The 19,617-nt window shown below is 60.8% G+C and carries 14 protein-coding genes; 7 read left to right on the forward strand and 7 right to left on the reverse strand.

The annotated features are described in order from the left end of the window. Positions 1-388: 388 nt before the first annotated feature. From HMPREF2779_RS07895 to HMPREF2779_RS07915, 5 genes are all read right to left on the reverse strand, one after another. Entirely contained in the window at positions 389-1,165 is a 777-nt protein-coding gene (locus tag HMPREF2779_RS07895) for a DUF6318 family protein (protein WP_070686619.1), read from the reverse strand. A gap of 117 nt (positions 1,166-1,282) precedes the next feature. After that, entirely contained in the window at positions 1,283-2,221 is a 939-nt protein-coding gene (locus HMPREF2779_RS07900; RefSeq protein WP_105361241.1) for a DUF6318 family protein, read from the reverse strand. Between the two features lie 106 nt (positions 2,222-2,327). Next, positions 2,328-3,182, reverse strand: coding sequence for a DUF6318 family protein (locus tag HMPREF2779_RS07905; protein ID WP_105361242.1), 855 nt, complete (start codon positions 3,180-3,182; stop codon positions 2,328-2,330). Positions 3,183-3,467: 285 nt separating this feature from the next. After that, positions 3,468-4,640, reverse strand: coding sequence for a DUF6318 family protein (locus tag HMPREF2779_RS07910; RefSeq protein ID WP_105361243.1), 1,173 nt, complete (start codon positions 4,638-4,640; stop codon positions 3,468-3,470). Positions 4,641-4,911: 271 nt separating this feature from the next. Beyond that, positions 4,912-5,733 (reverse strand): DUF6318 family protein, encoded by an 822-nt coding sequence (locus tag HMPREF2779_RS07915; RefSeq protein ID WP_233992321.1) that lies wholly within the window; start codon positions 5,731-5,733, stop codon positions 4,912-4,914. Positions 5,734-6,378: 645 nt separating this feature from the next. Here HMPREF2779_RS07915 and HMPREF2779_RS07920 point away from each other — a divergent pair. Further along, entirely contained in the window at positions 6,379-8,340 is a 1,962-nt protein-coding gene (locus tag HMPREF2779_RS07920) for a dynamin family protein (RefSeq protein WP_105361245.1), read from the forward strand. Positions 8,341-8,388: 48 nt separating this feature from the next. Then, complete coding sequence (locus HMPREF2779_RS07925) at positions 8,389-10,269, forward strand: GTPase (RefSeq protein ID WP_105361246.1); 1,881 nt, start codon at positions 8,389-8,391, stop codon at positions 10,267-10,269. Positions 10,270-10,381: 112 nt separating this feature from the next. Here the strand turns inward: HMPREF2779_RS07925 and HMPREF2779_RS07930 are convergent, their stop codons facing one another. Next, the gene (locus HMPREF2779_RS07930) at positions 10,382-11,269 is read right to left on the reverse strand and encodes an IclR family transcriptional regulator (RefSeq protein ID WP_369825422.1); all 888 of its coding nucleotides are present in this window, start codon (positions 11,267-11,269) and stop codon (positions 10,382-10,384) included. A 411-nt stretch (positions 11,270-11,680) separates the two neighbouring features. Here HMPREF2779_RS07930 and leuC point away from each other — a divergent pair, with 411 nt between their 5' ends. Further along, positions 11,681-13,123 (forward strand): 3-isopropylmalate dehydratase large subunit, encoded by a 1,443-nt coding sequence (leuC, locus tag HMPREF2779_RS07935; protein ID WP_070686608.1) that lies wholly within the window; start codon positions 11,681-11,683, stop codon positions 13,121-13,123. 26 nt (positions 13,124-13,149) lie between these two features. Beyond that, entirely contained in the window at positions 13,150-13,743 is a 594-nt protein-coding gene (gene leuD / locus HMPREF2779_RS07940) for a 3-isopropylmalate dehydratase small subunit (protein ID WP_005505627.1), read from the forward strand. A gap of 159 nt (positions 13,744-13,902) precedes the next feature. Here the strand turns inward: leuD and HMPREF2779_RS07945 are convergent, their stop codons facing one another. Further along, entirely contained in the window at positions 13,903-15,351 is a 1,449-nt protein-coding gene (locus tag HMPREF2779_RS07945) for a transcriptional initiation protein Tat (protein ID WP_070686606.1), read from the reverse strand. Between the two features lie 697 nt (positions 15,352-16,048). Between HMPREF2779_RS07945 and murA the strand changes: the two genes are divergently transcribed. The 3 genes from murA to HMPREF2779_RS07960 all read left to right on the forward strand — a co-directional run bounded on the left by murA (position 16,049) and on the right by HMPREF2779_RS07960 (position 19,561). Next, positions 16,049-17,482, forward strand: a complete 1,434-nt coding sequence (gene murA / locus HMPREF2779_RS07950; RefSeq protein WP_070686604.1) for a UDP-N-acetylglucosamine 1-carboxyvinyltransferase — start codon at positions 16,049-16,051, stop codon at positions 17,480-17,482. After that, positions 17,482-18,339 (forward strand): lysophospholipid acyltransferase family protein, encoded by an 858-nt coding sequence (locus tag HMPREF2779_RS07955; protein ID WP_105361248.1) that lies wholly within the window; start codon positions 17,482-17,484, stop codon positions 18,337-18,339. The genes murA and HMPREF2779_RS07955 overlap by 1 nt, the downstream gene beginning before the upstream one ends. Before the next feature lie 103 nt (positions 18,340-18,442). Next, complete coding sequence (locus HMPREF2779_RS07960; protein ID WP_070686600.1) at positions 18,443-19,561, forward strand: NAD(P)H-dependent glycerol-3-phosphate dehydrogenase; 1,119 nt, start codon at positions 18,443-18,445, stop codon at positions 19,559-19,561. The last annotated feature ends 56 nt before the right edge of the window (positions 19,562-19,617 follow it).

A 19,617-nucleotide genomic window follows, 5' to 3' on the forward strand; every position in this document is an offset into this window, starting at 1 on the left:
GGGGGGGGGGGGGGAGGCCAGCCGCGACGGGGTCTCCGCAATGAATAATCGGTTACGTGGCAACTCTACTACGCACAGGACGCGGGGGTAAGCCTGCTGTCACAGTTCGTAATAATGCCAGAGAAAAACCTCAAGGAACGAGGTTCAGAAAGAGGGTACAGAAAAGCGCCGCACAAACCCTTTCTCGACAAAGGACGATGAATGTGCGGCGCTCTCTAGAAACATTATGTAGCCCAAAAGACAACCCCTGTATATAAGAGTAGTGATGAACTCCGTTCACCGCAAGCTGGAGCCACAAATTTTATTGCCATCAATGGAAAAACAGTAAAAAACTGCATCCTGAGATGGAAAAGACGCAAAAGCGGGGGAGAAAACCAGTCTCAGAGGACTAGTTGATGTCCATGTGAAGGTCCCACTTGTTGTTCAGGTAGCGGCCAACAGCCTCACCGAACATCTTCACCTGACGCTTATCAGCCGCCACGGTCTGCTCCTTGCCGTCCTTGAACAGCTTCTCACCCAGGTCCACGTTCAGAGTCACGGTCCAGTTGTACGCACCCTGCGCCAGAACCGGCTGCTTGGTGCCAATGGTCAAAGTAGCGGTCGGGTTCACGTACCAGGTCTTCTTCTCATCAATACCTGCCTTGGTGGAGTCCGCGTACTTCTTCATCGCCGCCAGGGTCTCCTGGTCGGTGCTGACCTCGTTCATGTAGTGCATATCGCCGGTACGCAGCAGGTACTCAAATGCCGCACCGAAGTACGCCAGAGCCGCCGCAAAGCCAGCCACCGAGTTCTGGTGCATAGCCTCCGGAACAATCGGGGACGGTACGTTCTGCGGCGGGTGCTCAGCGTTACCCGGCTGGTACTCGCCGTGATCCTCCATCTTCTCCAGCTTCGCTACGCCGCTGTAATCCTTATTGTCGTTAGGCAGCGGAGAGTTCGTCGCAGTAGCCGAAGCCGACGCAGAAGCGGACGAGGAAGCAGACGCCGATGCAGAAGTAGAGGACGAGGCGGTAGCAGACTCAGAAGCTGCAGTAGAAGCGCTCTCAGAGCCAGAAGCGGAAGCAGACGCCTCAGAAGTAGCCTTAGAGCCACAAGCCGCCAGCAAAGCCATGGAGCTGACGCCCAGTACACCCAGCGCCGCGCGGCGGGTCAGGTTCTCGGACATAGTGATACCTTTCAGTCAGTCGGTGATTGCAACCAGTTTAGCCGCAAACCCAACAGGATACAGAGTCGAGTGGACGAAGCGTGAGAAGCGCCTCACAGATAAAAGCGTTATGACGAACTATGACGCCGCGGAGGTAGCGGACGCCTCAGCAGAAGCGGCGGCAGAAGAGGGCGCAGAAGCCGAACCAGATGCTGTCGCGCTCGCGGAGGGAACACCGCCCTGAACAGTGGCACCGTACGCCATGCTCAGCTCCCACATCTTAGAATCAGCGTGGTAGCGGCCGCGGAAATCACACTCCTGAACCGTCACCTGAGAAGCCGGACCCGCTGCAGTAGCAGAAGCACTCGGGGACGCCGCATCAGACACCAGCGCATCCTCAGAAGGCTCAGTAGGCTCAGCAGAAGTACTCGCGGAGGCGACCACCGGCTGGATCTTGCCCTCAGCCACCGCCTCCGCACCGAAGTCCAGAGTGTACTTGCCCTTAAACAGTAGATTGCCATCACTCATAATGGACGGCTGAGCGCTTGCCAGAGCATAGGAAGCCGACGGGTTCACATACCAGGAACCCTTCTCCACACCCGCAAGAATAGAAGCCGACAGAGCATCCACCTCCGAGCGAGTCTTCGACGACAGCTGAATACCGGTCGAGAACGCATCCGTGCTACCGGTCTTCACCAGATAATCCATAGCCGCCGCAAAATAAGCAATCGCCTCATGAAAACCCGTCACCGTATTCGCCGACAGAGCATCAGTCACCTTCGGCTTCGGAGCATTACGCGGCGGATGATCCACCGTGCCCTGCTCATAATTCACCGCACTCTCATAGTGGGTGTACTCCACCAGACCCGAATAGTTCTGACCATCATCGCTGTACCCGTTCGGGTTAGCACTCGACTTCGAACCGTTCAGGCTACCACCCTGAGAACCCGACTGCTGGCTAGATCCGCCCGAACCGCAAGCGCTCAACAGCGCCGCAGAACCGGCAACAGCAGAAACGCCCACACCCAGGCGCAACAGGGAGCGGCGAGAGAAAGAAGACTGAGAAAAAGAAGACATAAGAGAAAAACCTTGAATCCAGGAAAGCTCGTTACTACCAGAGTAAAACAGATCATGCCCTAACCCGAGTGCGAGTTAGGGCATGATGCCTCATCCATCTGAGGGCTTAAAGGTTGTCACCATTAGAATTGCCGCCATTACCGGAGTTACCGGAATTGCCAGCATTACCATCGTTAGCGGCACCACCGCTGGCACCACCATTAGCGCCGCCATTCTGCGGCTGAGCCGATGCCTGAGCCTCGTACTCATCCTGAATAGTCAAAGTCCAGTCATTATCGTGGCGCACACCGGTAATCACCAGACCGCGCTCAGTACGGCGCACCTTCTCAGACATCTCCGCAGGAGCACCGTCAATCACCACGGTCGGACCCAAATCAATCACCAAGTCAAAGGTCCACTGCACGCTCTTCTTCACCAGCGCAGGAACCGCAGTGAACGCAGACATGGTCACCTTCGGCGACACAAACCAGTCACGATTCTGCGAGCTCTCATTCGACTCATCCATAAACGAGGAGAACGACGCAACGAACTTCTCATCAGCCTTCGACTCACGCAGCGGAGCCGCATCACCGGTCAGCACCAGGTAGTTAATCGCCGCATACACGAACGCAATCGAATCGTACAGACCCTGCACCGAGTTCTCCGAAGCGCTCGCCGGGCGCTTAGGGAACGGCACGTTCTGAGCGGGCGCAGACTCGGTCGCCGGAACGAAAGTACCCTTCTTCTCATAGTTGTCGAAGGTGACCTCGCCGCTAAAATCAGTACGCGAAGAAGCCGAAGGGGAAATCTGAGGGGTATCCGCATCAGCGTTTTCACTGGTGGAAGAAGAACCACCGCACGCAACCAGTAGGGCGCTCAAAGACACGCCCGCAACGCCCGCACCCGCGTAACGCAGAGCAGTACGGCGGCTGATGCCGGTAGTGGAACTGGGAAGCCCGGAGGTCATGGGGAAAAGCGCCACGGAGTACCTTTCGAGTGAGAATCTCAGGTGAGAGACGAGTGAGAGTGCGCCTCGACGAGCGGATATCACACGCGGACATCCCTCTAGAGACAGTCCTAAGTATAACGCGCCCCCGCCTTCACACCCGTGCGTACCAGCGCTCAAACGAGCGTGATATGCCGCCCATCAGCGAACTTACCGCAAGCAGCGGCACCAGTACACCGAGGGGGTACAGGGCACAGTGAAGGAGAGGACGCGTTCAACGTCTATAGGGGTTGTTTATAGGGATTGTCTATAGGGGAGGGGCTACTGGGCGCCCCCGGCGGGAGCAGCATCTGCACCGGCGGCACCATTCTGAGCGGCACCGGGCTCAGGAGCACCGGGAGCTACACTCGGCTGAGCCGTCGTAGCGGCAGGCTGAGTCGCCACAGTCTGCGCGGGAGCCGCAGGCGCCTGGGTAGCGGCAGGCTGAGGAGCCTGAACCGCGCCACCCTGACCAGCAGAATCCTGACCGACACCACCATTCTGGGATCCAGTGTACTGACGGGAACCGTTCTGGGCGGCAGGAGCCTGCGCACCACCGTTCTGCGCGGCACCATTCTGAGCAGTGCCCTGAGCCGCGCCGTTACCCGAAGTATTCGCACCGGCGTTCGCGCCAGCATTAGCCGCCACGGTGCTGTCATCAGTCACCGTCGGGGTATAGGTCGAGGAAGGATGCGCACGCGGAGTCTGCGTCGGCTTCGGGGTCAACGCGGGATCGTACTGCTGAGGCGAGATGACGACCCAGCGTTTCGCCTCCTCATCGTACTCAGCGTAGAGAGCCTTAATCTCCTGTGCCTCAGTGTCTTCCAGAGGCTTGGTCGTATTAGTCGCCTTCTCAACCTGCATACCGTGCGCCTGAGTTACGGTGCACGCCCACGCATACTTAGTGCCGCGGGTCGTCGGCTGCTTATCGGTCAGACGGAACGTCCACTCGCCGCCCACCAGCCAGTTCGTGCCGGTCGCGTAGAACACACGCAGCTTCTCCAGCGCCGCACGGTTGGTAGAGTTCTGAGCCTGAACCACCTGCAGAGCAGGACCGGGGTCACCGGTCATGCGGGCATAGTTCACCGCCGCCGCAAAATACGCGAAAGTGGCGCGCAGACCGCGGGCGTTCTTGTCGTACATGCTCTCATCCTCAATCGGGAAGGGCACGGCACTCGCCTTAGAATCAACGCTTGCCGGGCCGGCGGTCGGCTCAATCGTGTACACCTGACCGGTTTCCGGGTCGGTGCTACTCATCGGGGCTGCACCGTTGCCCGCAACATACTTGGTCCACTTCAGCTCGCCCGACAGGTTGTCGTAGGCACCCGCAATCGAAGCGGAAGCAGTGGGGGAGGCAGTCGCCTCCTCAGTCTTTTTGGAACCGCAAGCGGCAAGCATCGCACCCAGGGCGGCGGTGCCCGTAAGCGCAATAAAGTGGCGGCGGCTGTGAATCATAGCGATCCCCTTGAATGTGCTGTGATGCGGAAGTATCGGTGATAAGTGAAGAGCTCACGCTCCAATTCTCAGCCTAACATCACGCCCCCTACAGGAGGGCGCGAAGCAGTCACCCGCAGGGCGGGTAGATGCGTATTGAGGCGAAAATGGGCGGACCTCATCTAACCCCTAGCCTATAGATTTCACGCGTGGCACACAAAATAAAAGCCCTCATCCGTGCCTCATATCACCCAATATGACGGGTTCTTTGAGGCACGGATGTAAAGAAGCTTTAGGCTGAGCCTCGAATATAACGAGTCGCCTTCGAGGGGCTGCTCGCGTGAGGGGTCGGGTGTGCACTTGGAGTATTCGTGGAGGGTTCAGGGTTAGCCGCAGGGGTGGCGGTAGCGCTCGGGGAGCTCTTGGGGTCCTCAAGCATCTGCCAGCCCTCTTCACCAAAGTAGACGTAAGCATCCGCCTTCTGATTGCTGCCGTAGATACCGGTGAGCTGCTCACGCTGACGGGTCTCATGGTTGAACAGGAACGCGTTCTCGTCCACCTTCAGGGTTGCCTTCCAGCAGTAGACGTCCTGCTCGGTAGCGGGCACCGGCTGCGGGGAGCTCAGGTTAATGCACATGGGGTGGTTGTTCTTAGAGACCAGCCAGCCGATGTTGTAGCGGTAGATATCGCGGTACATCTGCGCCATCTGACTAAAGTGCTCCTGGCCGGGCAGACCCATGAAAGGATCGGTATCGCCGGTGAGGAGCATATAGTTCTGCGCCGCACCCCAGTACTGCAGGAAGGCGTGCAGGCCCTCGACGGTGCGCTCTTTAGCTTCCGGGGGCATGGTGGGGCGGGGGACATTGACGGCTCGATGGATCAGGGTGCCGTTCGAGAAATTCCCGGAACGCTCAAAGAACTGATCCGGCAGAAGAGCCGGTCCGCGACCATCCAGAGCCGATGCGGGCAGGGGCTCGGTGTGCGTAATGCTACGCGTGGTGGTTGCAGATTTGGTCTGGGGGCTCTGAGAATCAGCCTTAGCAGGGGAAGGGTTAGCGAGTGGTTGAGGGCGAGAAACTGCGCTGGGACTGCAGGCGCTTGTGAGTGCACTCAACGCTGCTCCGGAAGAAAGAGCAAGAAGATGGCGACGTGACAGCGAACCGAACATACGCAACCTTTCGCAAGAGTAAAGACGGGCAGGCAGTAACGGGTAGCTCGGATGCAGTGAACCTCAATGGCAGTAACTCTTGATTGCAGCTGTGTGAGGGATCGGTGAGCGTTCCCGATGGGTGTGGCATACCGCGGTGAGTGCGGATGCGATAGAAAGGGCAGGTTAGAAACCTCCTGGGGGTTCGGTGTGGATTATGACCTGCCTGGTTGTCGTGCTCAACGATTCTAAGCGTACTTTCAGGTTCAAAATAACCATATCTGCGCTTAAAGGTAAAAAGTTATCAAATCTTAATATTTGCCCGTTTTATGCGGGTTGTAAAACGTACCAATGTGTTCCGGATAACCGCATTGAAATGTGCTGATTTCCCGCGGAAAATCAAGGATTTTCTCACCTGTTCTTCTTGTGAATAAATCATAAATTGGAGTTGTTGCACCATGTGTGCAAGTAGTATCTCAACCTCTTCAGGTTGTCCAAACACCTATCAAAAACACCTCAATATGAGCCCCCAAACAACCCGTAGCCGTAACGCGCCCACCGCAACGCCCACACATGGCATGAAGCAGGTGCACCCTATGGGACAATAGCGCTGTGACTACCACCGACTATGCGCAGCTCAAAGCAGCTCGCGAACTGCTCACTCGAATCCCCCTTCCGCTCGACGTAGAAGCCGACGAAACCCCCGGCACCCCCTACACCGTCGCCCACGACGGCACCGCCGAGCACGGCACCGCCACCGCGCGCACCCTACTCGCCGCCATGGCACGCCAACTCGATGACTACATCCTGCCGCGCAGCGCCAGCGTCGACAACCCCCTCACCATCGTGGTCGGAGGCTCCACCGGCGCCGGCAAATCCACCCTCGTCAACACCCTGCTCGGCGAACCGCTCACCCAGTCCGGCGCGATTCGACCCACCACCCGCCACCCCGTACTCCTGCACCGCGCAGAAGACGAAGCGGCGCTATCACCCGAACGCTTCCTGCCCACCCTGCCGCGCACCCGCACCTCCGGCATGAACGCCGGATCGCAGGCACTACCCGGCCTCGACCCGAAGATTGCGCGCGCCCTCATTCCTATTACTACCTCGGCGCTACCGCAGGGCATCGCACTCATCGACGCACCCGATATCGACTCCGTCTCCGAGGAAAACCGCACCCTCGCCAAGGAACTGCTCTCCGCCGCAGACCTGTGGCTCTTCGTCACCACCGCCAACCGCTACGCCGACGCCGTGCCCTGGGAACTGCTCCACGAAGCAGCCGCACGCTCCATCGCCATCGCTGTGGTGCTCAACCGCGTGCCCGAAGGCGACGAAGAAGCCATCGAAAACGACCTGCGACGCATGCTCAACGAAGCCGGAATCCACGCCGTACTGATTCACACCGTCACCGAACAGCCGCGTGACGAAAGCGGCATGCTCGCCCCCGTCAGCCTCGCCCCGCTGACCCTGTGGATTCGCGAACTCGGCGCCGACGCACCCGCCCGCGCCGCCATCGCCCGGCAGACCCTCGCCGGTGCCGTCGAAACCCTCGCCGGGAACCTGCAGGTGCTCGCCGCCGAACAGGCACGCCAGCAGGCAGCACACCAGTCGCTTGCCACCATCGCCGCCGAAGAATACGAAGACGCGCTGACCACCATCGACGGCGCGCTCTCCGACGGCTCGCTGCTACGCGGCGAAGTGCTCTCGCGCTGGCACGACTTCGTAGGAACCGGCGACTTCTTCCGCTCCCTCGACAGCACCATCGGCCGCCTGCGCGACCGCGTCGGCTCTGCCCTGCGAGGCCAGCCGGCCGCCGCCCAGAAGGTAGAAGACGCCCTCGAAAGCGGCATCCACGCCGTCGTGCTGGATGCAGCCGCCCGTGCCTCCGAAAACACCCGCACCCGCTGGCGTGCCAGCCGCGCCGGACGCTCCCTGCTGGCGCGCCTTGATGCGCCGCAGGCTGTTTCTGTTGCGCCGCAGACTGCCTCCGCCGCACCCGAACAGAACGCAGGCATAAACGGTGAGGCGAAGGGCAACAAAGCGAAGGGTGACGAGGCGAAGAGTGAAGTGCAGTCCGCCGAGGACATCTTCTCCGCAGCCGTTGCCGAGCAGATTCGCCTCTGGCAGGGTTCCGTCCTCGAAATGATCCGCGAAGAAGGTGCCGACAAGCGCAAACGTGCCCGCTTCTTCTCCTTGGGCGTGAACGCCGCCGCCGTGATGCTCATGGTCGCCGCGTTCAGCCTCACCGGCGGCATCACCGGTATTGAGGCGGGTATTGCCGGCGGTAGCGGCGTGGTCGGCACCAAGCTGCTCGAGTCCATCTTCGGTGAAGACGCGGTGCGCCGCATGGCAACCCGCGCCCGCACCGACCTGCTCGAACGCATGGCGGATCTGCTCACCGAGCACGCTCAGCCCTTCACCGCCGTACTGGAAGAAACCGACCCGCAGGCTGACGCCGAGGACATTCACCGCGCCGCCGAGCAGGTGCAGGCAATCGCCGCAGAAATGAGCGCCCAGAGTCAAACCACACAGCGCCAAGCCGCAGCCCACACTAACGGCACGGTTGCCCGCTAAACCACTCCGGACAGGCACCCCCGCACCACAGACGAAGAAAAACGCACTATGACTACTCCCGAGAAGAAACTCGAGAACACACTCGAGAACAAAGCCGCTGAGCGCCATACCGAGCGAGGCGCCACCCCCGCCGTGGCAACCTCGCCCTTCGCGCGCTCCGTCGCATCCCTGAAGGACGCCATCAGCTACGGTGAAGGACGAGTCCCCGAAACTGTGCTGCTCGACGCCGCCGAAACCCTCGAACGCCTCAGCCAGCGCCGCGAACTCTCCACCGAACACACCGTCATCGGCTTCTTCGGCGCGACCGGCAGCGGCAAATCCACGCTCTTCAACGCCATCGCCGGGCAGAACATTGCCCTCTCCGCGCCCACACGCCCGACCACCTCCACCGTGCAGGCGGCAATCTGGGAAGCAGAAGGCAGCGAAGAGCTACTTGACTGGCTCGGTATCGACAAGCGCGTCTACCCGCAAACTCAGGCGCTCGCCGCCGAAGGAGAGGCAACCGAGGGTAATAAGGCAACCGGGGGAGTGGCTGCACCCAATACCGTCACCGAACCGGCGCCCGGACTCTTCAACCGCATCCGCCGAGCCGTCGGTGGACGCGGCGAAATGCGCACCCGCACCGGCGGCCTCATCCTGCTGGACATGCCCGACTTCGACTCTGTCACCACCGCCAACCGCGACCTCGCCGCCCGCATGATGCGCTACGTGGACGTACTCGTCTGGGTTGTCGACCCCCAAAAATACGCCGACGCCGTCATCCACCGCGACTTCATGGTGCCGCTTGCCGCCTCCGGCGCGCAGGCACTCTGCGTGCTCAACCAGGCGGATAAACTCGCACCCGCCGAGGTGCCCGCCGTGCTCGCATCCCTCACCCGTCTGCTCCAGGCTGAGGGCACCGAAGCGCACCTGCTCGCCGCACCCATCGCCGTCTCCGCACGAACCGGTGAGGGCGTGGACGTGCTCCGCGACCTGCTCGCCCAGGTAGCCGCCGCCAAGAGCCTGTCCCTGCAGCGAACCGACGCGCAGCTGCACGCCACCGCCTCCCAACTGCGCACCTACGCCGGGGGAGAAGGGACCGTGCTCGCCGGAGCCTACGCCCTCGAAGCGGAACAGAAGCTCGTGAAGGCATGCTACACCTCCAGCCAGGCAGAGCAGGTTTTGCAGGCGGCAACCGCCTCCTACCGTCGCGCCGCGGGTCAGCACACCGGCTGGATCCTAACCCGCTGGATGAGCCGCCTGAAAGCTGACCCCCTGCGCCGCCTACACCTGGGGCAGCAAGAGGAAACGAAGAGCATGTCTAAGGCTGAGAAGTCCGCGGGTATGCTCGGTTCCGATAGCGAGAACGCACCCGAGCTGGTGGCATCCTCACTACCTCCGCTGAGCGCCGCGCAGAAGGCACGCATGGCAAACGCCGTGCGCCAATACAGCAAGCAGATGGCGGCCCGCATCGACGAACCGTGGAAGCGCAGCATGAAGGAAGCCGCCCTCTCCCGCGAGGCGGAGCTTCCCGAACTGCTCGAACGCGATATGGTGCGCATCGACTACGGTCTGGGCCGCATCCGCGCCCCCTGGGTCATCTTCAATGCCCTGCAGTGGATCGCGCTACTGAGCGCCCTGGTAGGCGTCGGCTGGCTGACCCTCATCTCCGGCATGGCGTACCTGCAGATTCAACTGCCGCCCGCCCCGACCCCCGAAGGCTCCCCGGTGCCCCTGCCAACCCTGCTTCTGCTGCTGGGTATCCTGCTTGGTATCGCCTCGGCGGGTGTGGGCAGGCTACTTACCGCCATGGGCTCACGCTACTACTCACGTAAGCTGCGGGGTCGCCTGCAGACCGGCGTGGAGAAGGCGGTGCAGTCCTGCGTGGTCGCCCCGGTACAGCTGGAAGCTAAGCGCCTCACCTCCTACCGCAAGGCGCTGGACATTTAGCGAACTAGTATCTGAGAAGCCGCATCAGGCTGAGAGCGCACAAAAGAATCCCTCCCCACCTCAATCGAGGCGGGGAGGGATTCTTGTCATTAAAACTATCTATAACAGAGCCTTAACTTTCCTCAGCATCCGATGCCGAGTGAGAGGCAGAGAGCTCACGCAAACCGTCAGTAATCGCCTGAGCAGCCTTGACGACCAGCTCAGGGTAGTTGCGGTTCGGCTGGCGGGTCATACGATCCATCGGACCCGAGATGGACACAGCCGCAATCACCTTGCCACCGGGAGCGCGCACCGGAGCGGACACCGAGGCGGTACCGCGCTCGCGCTCACCCACGGACTGCGCCCAACCGATGCGGCGCACAGCCGCGAGCATGGCGGCGCTGAAGTGGGCGTCGCGCAGGCCTTCAACAATGCGGTTCTGGTCTTCCCAAGCCAGTAGAACCTGGGCGGCGGAACCAGCCTGCATGGACAGCTGGGTACCGACCGGGATGGATTCGTGCATGCCGGAGGGGCGTGCCGCGGTTGCCGCGCATACACGCCAGTCGCCCTGGCGGCGGTACAGCTGGGTGGACTCGTCAGCTTCGAGGCTGAGCTTCTGCAGAATCGGGTCTGCCACGGTGATGAGCTCATCGGAAATGGTGGCAGATGCGAGTTCGGTCAGGCGGGGTCCGAGCATGAAGCGTCCCTGCACGTCGCGGGCTACGAGGCGGTGGTGAGCCAGCGCCACGGCGAGGCGGTGCGCGGTGGGGCGTGCCAGACCGGTTGCCTTGACGAGGTCGCCCAGGGATACCGGGCCTGCCTCGAGGCAGTCAAGGATGAGGGTCGCCTTGTCGAGTACGCCAACGCCGGAGGAGCCGTGGGAGTGTACCTCTACCATCTGCTCGTCGGCGGCCATGTGTTCGGGCGGCTTGACGGGATCGACAATCGGTGCGTTGTGGTGTGTGGATGCGTTGGGGTGACGCATTCCGTGTGCGTTAAAACGTGAGGCGGAAGGAGTCATTCTTATATTCTATCTCAGAATATGAAAGATACCCCGGACTTCGTGGACTCTTTGGGGTGCAGAGCTGAAGATAGAATCACCCCCTACGGGATAAATTATGAATTTTTCATAATAAGTGTTTATGTGGGTTTACGGGTGAAAATGTGCGAAAAAGCCGTAGGAAAATGCGTGCAATCCCGCAAAATTACCCTGGAGTCATAGAGTAAACCCACATAAAAACACTCGCTAGTTCGGGGTGTTTCTAGGCCGTCTCACAGGCTAAGAATCTGTGAAAAAATATGCGACACGCCGCAGGGAAATGCCGATTTGAGGGTCCCATAGGGTACATAATCCGCCCCTCAACTCTGCAAACTTGCGGTACGCACCACACCGAACGCATCCACCGTAGGAACGCATCAAGCAGGAGAAAGCATGACTAGCGAACAGAACGCAACCACCGCGGGCACCCGTCCGCGCACCCTGGCAGAAAAAGTCTGGGACGCACACGTCGTCGTCCCCGGTGAAAACGGCAAGCCCGACCTGCTCTACATCGACCTGCAGCTACTGCACGAAGTGACCTCCCCCCAGGCATTCGAAGGCCTGCGCATCGAGAACCGCCCCCTGCGCCGCCTCGACCTGACCATCGCCACCGAGGATCACAACACCCCCACCGACAACATCTTCGGCACCATCGCCGACCTGACCAGCCGTACCCAGATCGAGACCCTGCGCCGCAACGCCAAGGAATTCGGCGTGCGCATCCACTCCCTCGGTGACGAGGAACAGGGCATCGTGCACGTGGTCGGCCCGCAGCTGGGTCTGACCATGCCCGGCATGACCATCGTCTGCGGTGACTCCCACACCTCCACCCACGGTGCGTTCGGCGCTCTCGCGTTCGGTATCGGCACCTCCGAGGTGGAGCACGTCATGGCAACCCAGACCCTGCCCCTGGCACGCTTCAAGACCATGGCAATCAACGTTGAAGGCACCCTCAAGCCCGGCGTGACCGCAAAGGACATCATCCTCGCTGTCATCGCGCAGATTGGTACCGGCGGCGGTCAGGGCTACGTGCTCGAATACCGCGGTTCCGCAATCCGCTCCCTCTCCATGGAGGGCCGCATGACCATGTGCAACATGTCCATCGAGGCGGGCGCACGCGCCGGCATGGTCGCCCCCGACGAGATCACCTTCGAGTACATCAAGGGTCGCCAGCACGCGCCCAAGGGTGAAGAGTGGGACAAGGCAGTCGAGTACTGGAAGACCCTTCCCACCGACGAAGGCGCCGTCTTCGACAAGGAAATCTTCATCAACGCTGACGAGCTCGAACCCTTCGTCACCTGGGGCACCAACCCCGGTCAGGGTATTCCGCTGAGCCACGCCGTTCCCTCCCCGGATGACTTCGAGGACGAGAACGACAAGGTCGCAGCAGAACGCGCCCTCGAATACATGGGCTTGGATGCGGGCACCCCCATGAAGGAAATCCCCGTGGACGTCGTCTTCCTGGGCTCCTGCACCAACTCCCGCATCGAGGACCTGCGCGCCGCGGCGGACATCGTGCGTGGCCGCGCCATCGCCGAGAACGTACGCATGATGGTCGTGCCCGGCTCCCAGAAGGTCCGCGCGCAGGCAGAAGCAGAAGGCCTGGACAAGGTCTTCAAGGAGTTCGGTGCCGACTGGCGCTTCGCCGGCTGCTCCATGTGCCTGGGCATGAACCCCGACCAGCTGGCACCCGGTGAGCGTTGCGCCTCCACCTCGAACCGTAACTTTGAGGGCCGCCAGGGCAAGGGTGGCCGCACCCACCTGGTCTCCCCGGTGGTTGCCGCCGCAACCGCTGTGCGCGGTACCCTGTCCGCCCCGTCCGACGTCGTGGCCTAGCACGCCGCTATAGCTAAGGAGCCATTATGGAACCCATTATTAAGCACACCGGCATTGGCGTGCCGCTGCGTTCTTCGAATGTTGACACCGACCAGATCATCCCCGCCGTCTACCTCAAGCGAGTGACCAAGACCGGCTTCGACGACGCCCTCTTCGCTAACTGGCGTAAGGACCCCGAATTCATCCTGAACCAGGAGCCCTACAAGCACGGTAGCGTGCTGGTCGCGGGCCCGGACTTCGGTACCGGTTCTTCCCGTGAGCACGCCGTGTGGGCGCTGCGCGACTACGGTTTCAAGGTCGTTATCTCTGCTCGTTTTGCCGATATTTTCCGCGGCAACTCCGGTAAGCAGGGCCTGGTCACCGCACAGGTTGCACAGGACGATATCGAGCTGATCTGGAAGGCGCTGGAGCACGAGCCCGGCACCGAAATCACCGTTGACCTGGAGTCCAAGACCGTGACCGTCGGCGCGCTGGTTGTTCCCTTCGAAATTGACGACTACGTGCGTTGGCGCCTCATGGAGGGCCTGGACGATATCGGTCTGACCCTGCAGAACCTCGAGGCTATTGAGGCGTACGAGGCGAAGCGCCCCTCCTGGATGCCCCGCACTCAGGAACTCTAAGCCGAGAGCTCTAAAACCTAGAGGTATAAAGCTTGAAGGCGGCGACTGAATCAGCCGCCGCCTTCAAGCTTGTCTGTAGCCAAAATCTTGGCACGCAGATAAAAGGGCCTTCCCGGAGCATCAGCTTCCGGGGAGGCGTATTTATTCAATGCCTAGAGCTTAGTCGCCCTCAGTGATAGGGGTTTCCAAGGTTGCGTTCTCGGTACAGCTGTACAATGCCGCCGAACCGGGGGAGCGCACACCTGCGGTCGGGTTCGCGTTCTGCGCGGTGGCAAGAGCGAAGTCAGAAACCACCTCGTGGTTAATGTAGCTACCCCCTGCACCGCCGCCACTGCTCAGGGAGCTGATCGAGTAGATGTTGCCTTCGCTTTCGAACTGCATCTGACGGCCGAAAACGCTCTCGTAGTACGCGCCGATAGTCCAGATGTTCAGACCTGCGCCGCCGCCGCCGTAGCCGGCGCCACCACCGGATGCTACGGAAGCGAGGGAGAGCCTGCCGTGGGTGTGGGAGAGCAGGCCGCCCGAGCCGCCCTTACCGCGGTAGGATCCGGTTGCGTCCGCACCGCCGGTACCCTTTTCGCCCTCATGCACGGAGTCACCCCCGTAGAGGTAGTAGCGCGGGAAGCTGTACGATTCGAACCAGGGGTCGGACATTGGCTGGAGGTTCAGCTCGTTGTTCTCATCGAGGATGCCGGCCAGTGCCTCACCGAGGGTGCCGGGTGCGCCGGAGCGACCAGCGGTACCGCCGGTGACCATGAAACGCATATCTAAGGGCTTGTCCTCCTCTTCCAGGGGCTTAAAATCCTGGTAGGGGCTCGCCATGAGCATGCCGCCCTGACCGGTGTTATCGGTGCCCAAGTCACCGCCTGCGCTGCCGCCTGCAGTGGTGGATACGTCACGGCCGTCCAGTGCCACGCGCAGTGCCGGGTTCAGCTGATCCTTGGGCTGTGCGTTGAAGACGTGCTGGTGGGTGGTGAGGGTGCCCAGTTGGGCGCCGCCGCCACCTGCACCCGCAACAGCCACGACGGTGATTGCACCGTCACGGACCAGCTCCACAGCGGAGGAGCCGCCGCCGGAAGCGCCGTAGACGTAGCCGCTACTGGTGCCCACTACCTGCGCGCTGCCGGTTGCGGTGCTGGAACCGGTGGAGTCACCACCGGCTGCGTAGCCTTCGCCGCCGAATGCGGGCTGCGCGCCGGCCCTGGAGCCGACGCCGCCGTTACCCGCCCAGACGCGAAGGATATCTCCGGACTTGACCGTCAGAACGCCGCTGAGATGTGCGCCGGCACCGCCGCCAGCCAGGCATGCGTTCGTGACATTGATCAGGTAGCTGGGGGTGAAGGAAGATGCGGCACCGCCGGCACCTCCCATGAGGTCGAATCGTACTCGACCAACGCCTTCAGGAACGAGCCATTCGGTGTATGCACCAGCTTTGTCGTCGAAGCCGGTTGCGGTCGGCTTGAGGGTGAGGGCGAGGGAACAGGTGAGCTCGCCGCTTGCCGCCCATGCAGGGACGGTGGCGCTGGAGAGGATAACGGGGGTACTCCATGCCGCACCCTGTACGAGGCGACGGCGTGAAATGGCTGATGCAGTGTTGTGATGTGTCATATTGGGCCCTCCGGTAGTTCGCGGATGCAGCCGCGAAGTGACCTGTGGTTGGTTGCGATGTGCCCTGGTTTCTAATTGACTTTCGAATATTTAACGGTGATGTTGAGATGAATTTTTTGAAGTTGAAGTGAATCAGGAAGCTAAACCGTTTTGGTTGGGCACCATCGCAAAGCTTTATGCAGTGAATGCACGCCCCGTGCCTTCCCGTGGGGCTCTATACTGCGTGGTTACAAAGGCGGTGTTGGCGCCAGTGCTGCAGTGTAGAGCTGATTGGCTCCTCCTAGAGAGCGGAGGTGTCGTTCACTGGGCACGAGTGTGCACTCTATTGTAGGGGAGATATTGCCCTCAAGTGCAAATTCGGATGTTAAAAAATGAAACTAACATCTAATTTTGGTGAAGAATCCAAAAAATGTTTGCATTAGTGTGAATATTGGTGTATCTTTTTGTTTTTCGGCGCTGAATCTGAAGGGTTCAGGTCGGTTTTTCATATACACGGCAGAGCAAAATCCTGGTCGGCCTTTCCGAAGCTTCTTCGTTGTTTGGAGCACCTTTACACAGGGCTTAGAATAATGATGAATATATGCGCCCGTTTCACCCTGCTACCGACAGGGTGCGGCACGTATGAGAACACGGCGCATCAGCACACTGTTAAAGTTAAAGTTCGGCCTAAACCAGCCGACTCCACAAAGGATTTTTAATGACTGAGAACATCAGCAAGCTTCGCATTGAAGGTGGCACTCCGCTCGTTGGTGAGGTCCACGTTCGAGGCGCCAAGAACCTGGTGCCCAAGGCGATGGTCGCAGCACTGCACGGTTCGACCCCCTCGACCCTGCGTAACGTCCCTGACCTGAGCGATGTCGAAATCGTTACCACCCTCGTGGAGCTGCACGGCGCAAAGGTTGACTACGACCGCGAAGCTGGTGTTCTGACCCTCAACCCCGCACAGGATGCAACCACCGCTGCAAAGAACGCAGAGGAGATTCAGCTCTTCGGTGGTAATTCCCGCATCCCGATTCTGATGGTGGGCCCGTTGCTGCACACCCTCGGTACCGCACGCATCCCTAACCTGGGTGGTTGCAAGATCGGTGACCGCCCCATCGACTACCACATGTCTGCACTGCGCAAGTTCGGCGCAGTCGTTGAGAAGGACGACGAAACCGGCACCACCCTGATTGTTCCCGAAGAGGGCCTGAAGGGTGCAGAGATTGTGCTGAACTACCCCTCCGTGGGCGCTACCGAGCAGGTTCTGCTCACCGGTGTGCGCGCTAAGGGTAAGACCGTCCTGCGCAACGCTGCGATTGAGCCCGAAATTATTGACCTGATCGCTGTTCTGCAGAAGATGGGCGCAATCATCTTCATCAATGAGGACCGCACCATCGTCATTGAGGGTGTGGACGAGCTGACCGGTTACGATCACGCGTCCCTGCCCGACCGTAACGAGTCCGCTTCTTGGGCTTCCGCGGCTCTGGCTACCGGCGGCGACATTTTCGTTCGCGGTGCAGCTCAGAAGGATATGACTGCGTTCCTGAACCAGTTCCGCAAGATGGGCGGCCTGTACGAGGTGACCGCTGATGGTATTCGCTTCACCCACCCGGCTCAGCGTATCCCCGGTGCAGAGCTGAAGCCCATCGTTTTTGAGACCAACGTGCACCCCGGCTTCATGACCGACTGGCAGCAGCCCCTCGTGGTGGCGCTGACCCAGGCTAAGGGCGCGTCCATCCTGCACGAGACCGTGTACGAGGAGCGTTTCGGCTTCACCAACGCCCTGAAGCAGATGGGCGCAGATATCGTTGTTATGCGCGATTGCGTGGGCGGAGCACCCTGCCGTTTTGAGGGTAAGGGCTACGGCCACTCCGCTATTATTTCTGGCCCCACCCCGCTGACCGGCGCTGATATTGAGGTTCCGGATCTGCGCGGCGGCTTCTCCCACATCATTGCTGCGCTGGCTGCTAAGGGCACCTCTCACGTGAGCGGTGTTGAGCTGATCGCTCGCGGCTACGAGAACTTCGAGGAGAAGCTCAAGGGCCTGGGTGCCAACTTTGAGGTGCTGGCACGCAAGGCGTCGAAGGCTCCCAAGCCTGATGCTGCAATCGTCGTTGTTGAGCCCGAGGAAGTCGAGGTTCAGGGTTAATGAGCGGACAGCAGGGAAAGCAGGCTCTGCCTGAGATTGAGCCCACCGCCTCCGGTGATGCTCTGTACAAGGTGCTCGGTAACGCTGCGCGCGGGCTGTACAAGCTCATCGCGCGCGTTGAGATTACCGGCCGTGAGAACCTGCCTAAGAGCGGCGGGTACATTATCGTGGCTAACCACACCACCGAGCTTGACCCGGTGACCGTGGCTTTCCCTGCTTTCGTTGAGGGCGCCCTGCCGCGCTTCTTGGCGAAGGATTCGCTGTTCCGCGCTCCCGTGTTCGGCTACATTATGCGTAAGCTCGCGCATATTCCCGTGGTTCGTGGTTCGGTGGATGCGCGTAAGTCCCTGATCACCGCCCGCAAGATTGTTGAGGCTGGCGGTGCTGTCGTGATTTTCCCGGAGGGCACCACCACCCACGATCCGCAGCTGTGGCCCATGCAGGCGCGTACCGGTGCGGCTCGTCTGGCTCTTGCGACCGGCGCGCCCGTCTTCCCGGTGGCGCACTGGGGGGACGAGCAGATTCTCGGTTACGTGGATGAGCTCGGCGAGGACGGCCGCATTAAGGAGAAGCGTAAGATTTCGCTGTTCCCGCGCAAGACCGTCCGCGTGAAGGTTGGCAAGGCATTGGATATTGCCTCCCTCGTTGAGGATGCCAGCCCGGATGCTAAGCACACCCGCACCGAACTGGGCGTGGTCACCGACGCCATGCTGGATGCTATTACCGCCGAGCTGGAGAAAATCCGCGGCGAGAAGGCCCCCGAGGGTCGTTGGAATCCGCGCGCTAAGCGTCGTGAAGCCCCCGGAGCCCCTTCGGGTCCGGTCGGTGGCGCACTCGGTGAACCGGACGAAAAGTAGCATCCCAGCTGGGAATCATATGAGAGCTACCGATAGGTGTCCGATCGGGCACCTAGCGGTAGCTCACCCAAGGACCTCACAAGGAAGAGAGGCTGGTGTTTTCGTGACCTTCTTTAGACGCACCCCCGCAGCAAGCCCTGAATTTACCCCTCCGGCAACCGTACAGTCTATTGCGGTGCTCGGCGCCGGTAGCTGGGGCACCGCTTTCGCTAAGATCGCGGCGGATGCTGCCCGTGAGCGTGGTGAGGACACTCGCGTGACCCTCATCGGTCGTGATGAGCAGGTGATGGCTGAGTGCGAGCACACCCGCGAGAATGCCCGCTATTTTCCGGGAATGAAGCTGCCGGATAACATGCACTTCACGGCGGATGCCCCCGCGGCGCTGACCGGCGCCGATATTGTGGTTCTTGCCTTGCCCGCGCAGGTTCTGCGTTCGCAGTTGCAGAGCTTCGCCCGCTATATTGAGCCGAACGCCATGCTGGTTTCTTTGGCGAAGGGCCTGGAGACCGGCACGGGTCAGCGCATGTCGCAGGTCATTACCGAGGAGCTGGAAGAGTCCTTGGCTCTGCGTGGTGCTGATCTGCGCGCGATCGGCCATATTCCGCACCGCGTGTGCGTGCTCTCGGGCCCGAACCTGGCGAAGGAAATCATGGGGGAGGAGCCTACCGCCTCCGTGGTTGCGGCTCGTACCCTGCCGGTGGCTGAGTCTGTTGCTCACGCGATTGCGTGCGCGTACTTCCGCCCGTACACCAACACGGATGTGGTGGGTACCGAAATTGGCGGCCTGGTGAAGAACGTGATTGCGCTTTGTGTGGGTATTTGCGAGGGCCGCAATTACGGCGATAACTCGAAGGCGTCCATCATGACTCGCGGTCTGGCGGAGATTACCCGCCTGGCGGTGGCGTTGGGCGGCGAGGCTGCGACGATGAGCGGTCTTGCCGGTATGGGCGACTTGATTGCGACCTGCTCTTCGCCGCTGTCTCGTAACCACACGGCGGGCCGTCTGCTGGCTCAGGGTATTACCCCTGACCGCCTGCACGAGCACATGAGCCAGACCGCTGAGTCGATTAAGTCGGCGCCGGTGGTGGCTGAGTTGGCTCGTCGTCACGGCGTGGAGATGCCCATTGTTGAGGCTGTGGTGGCTGTGCTTTCGGGCCGTATTGGCATTGAGGAGTTGGCGCCTCAGCTGCTGGGTCGCCGCCTCAAGCATGAGAGCCACTAGGTTTTGAAGCTTTCTGGTGTGCTGGTAACCACTTGATTAATGGTGTGTGCCAGGAC

It is taken from the genome of Rothia sp. HMSC069C03 (assembly GCF_001811075.1).
Lineage (GTDB): Bacteria > Actinomycetota > Actinomycetes > Actinomycetales > Micrococcaceae > Rothia > Rothia mucilaginosa.

Coding starts and splice junctions, on each gene's coding strand:
- leuC (WP_070686608.1), top strand. CDS start 11,681: ATGACTAGCGAACAGAACGCAACCACCGCGGGCACCCGTCCGCGCACC.
- HMPREF2779_RS07930 (WP_369825422.1), bottom strand. CDS start 11,269: ATGACTCCTTCCGCCTCACGTTTTAACGCACACGGAATGCGTCACCCC.
- HMPREF2779_RS07925 (WP_105361246.1), top strand. CDS start 8,389: ATGACTACTCCCGAGAAGAAACTCGAGAACACACTCGAGAACAAAGCC.
- leuD (WP_005505627.1), top strand. CDS start 13,150: ATGGAACCCATTATTAAGCACACCGGCATTGGCGTGCCGCTGCGTTCT.
- HMPREF2779_RS07895 (WP_070686619.1), bottom strand. CDS start 1,165: ATGTCCGAGAACCTGACCCGCCGCGCGGCGCTGGGTGTACTGGGCGTC.
- murA (WP_070686604.1), top strand. CDS start 16,049: ATGACTGAGAACATCAGCAAGCTTCGCATTGAAGGTGGCACTCCGCTC.
- HMPREF2779_RS07955 (WP_105361248.1), top strand. CDS start 17,482: ATGAGCGGACAGCAGGGAAAGCAGGCTCTGCCTGAGATTGAGCCCACC.
- HMPREF2779_RS07900 (WP_105361241.1), bottom strand. CDS start 2,221: ATGTCTTCTTTTTCTCAGTCTTCTTTCTCTCGCCGCTCCCTGTTGCGC.
- HMPREF2779_RS07945 (WP_070686606.1), bottom strand. CDS start 15,351: ATGACACATCACAACACTGCATCAGCCATTTCACGCCGTCGCCTCGTA.
- HMPREF2779_RS07910 (WP_105361243.1), bottom strand. CDS start 4,640: ATGATTCACAGCCGCCGCCACTTTATTGCGCTTACGGGCACCGCCGCC.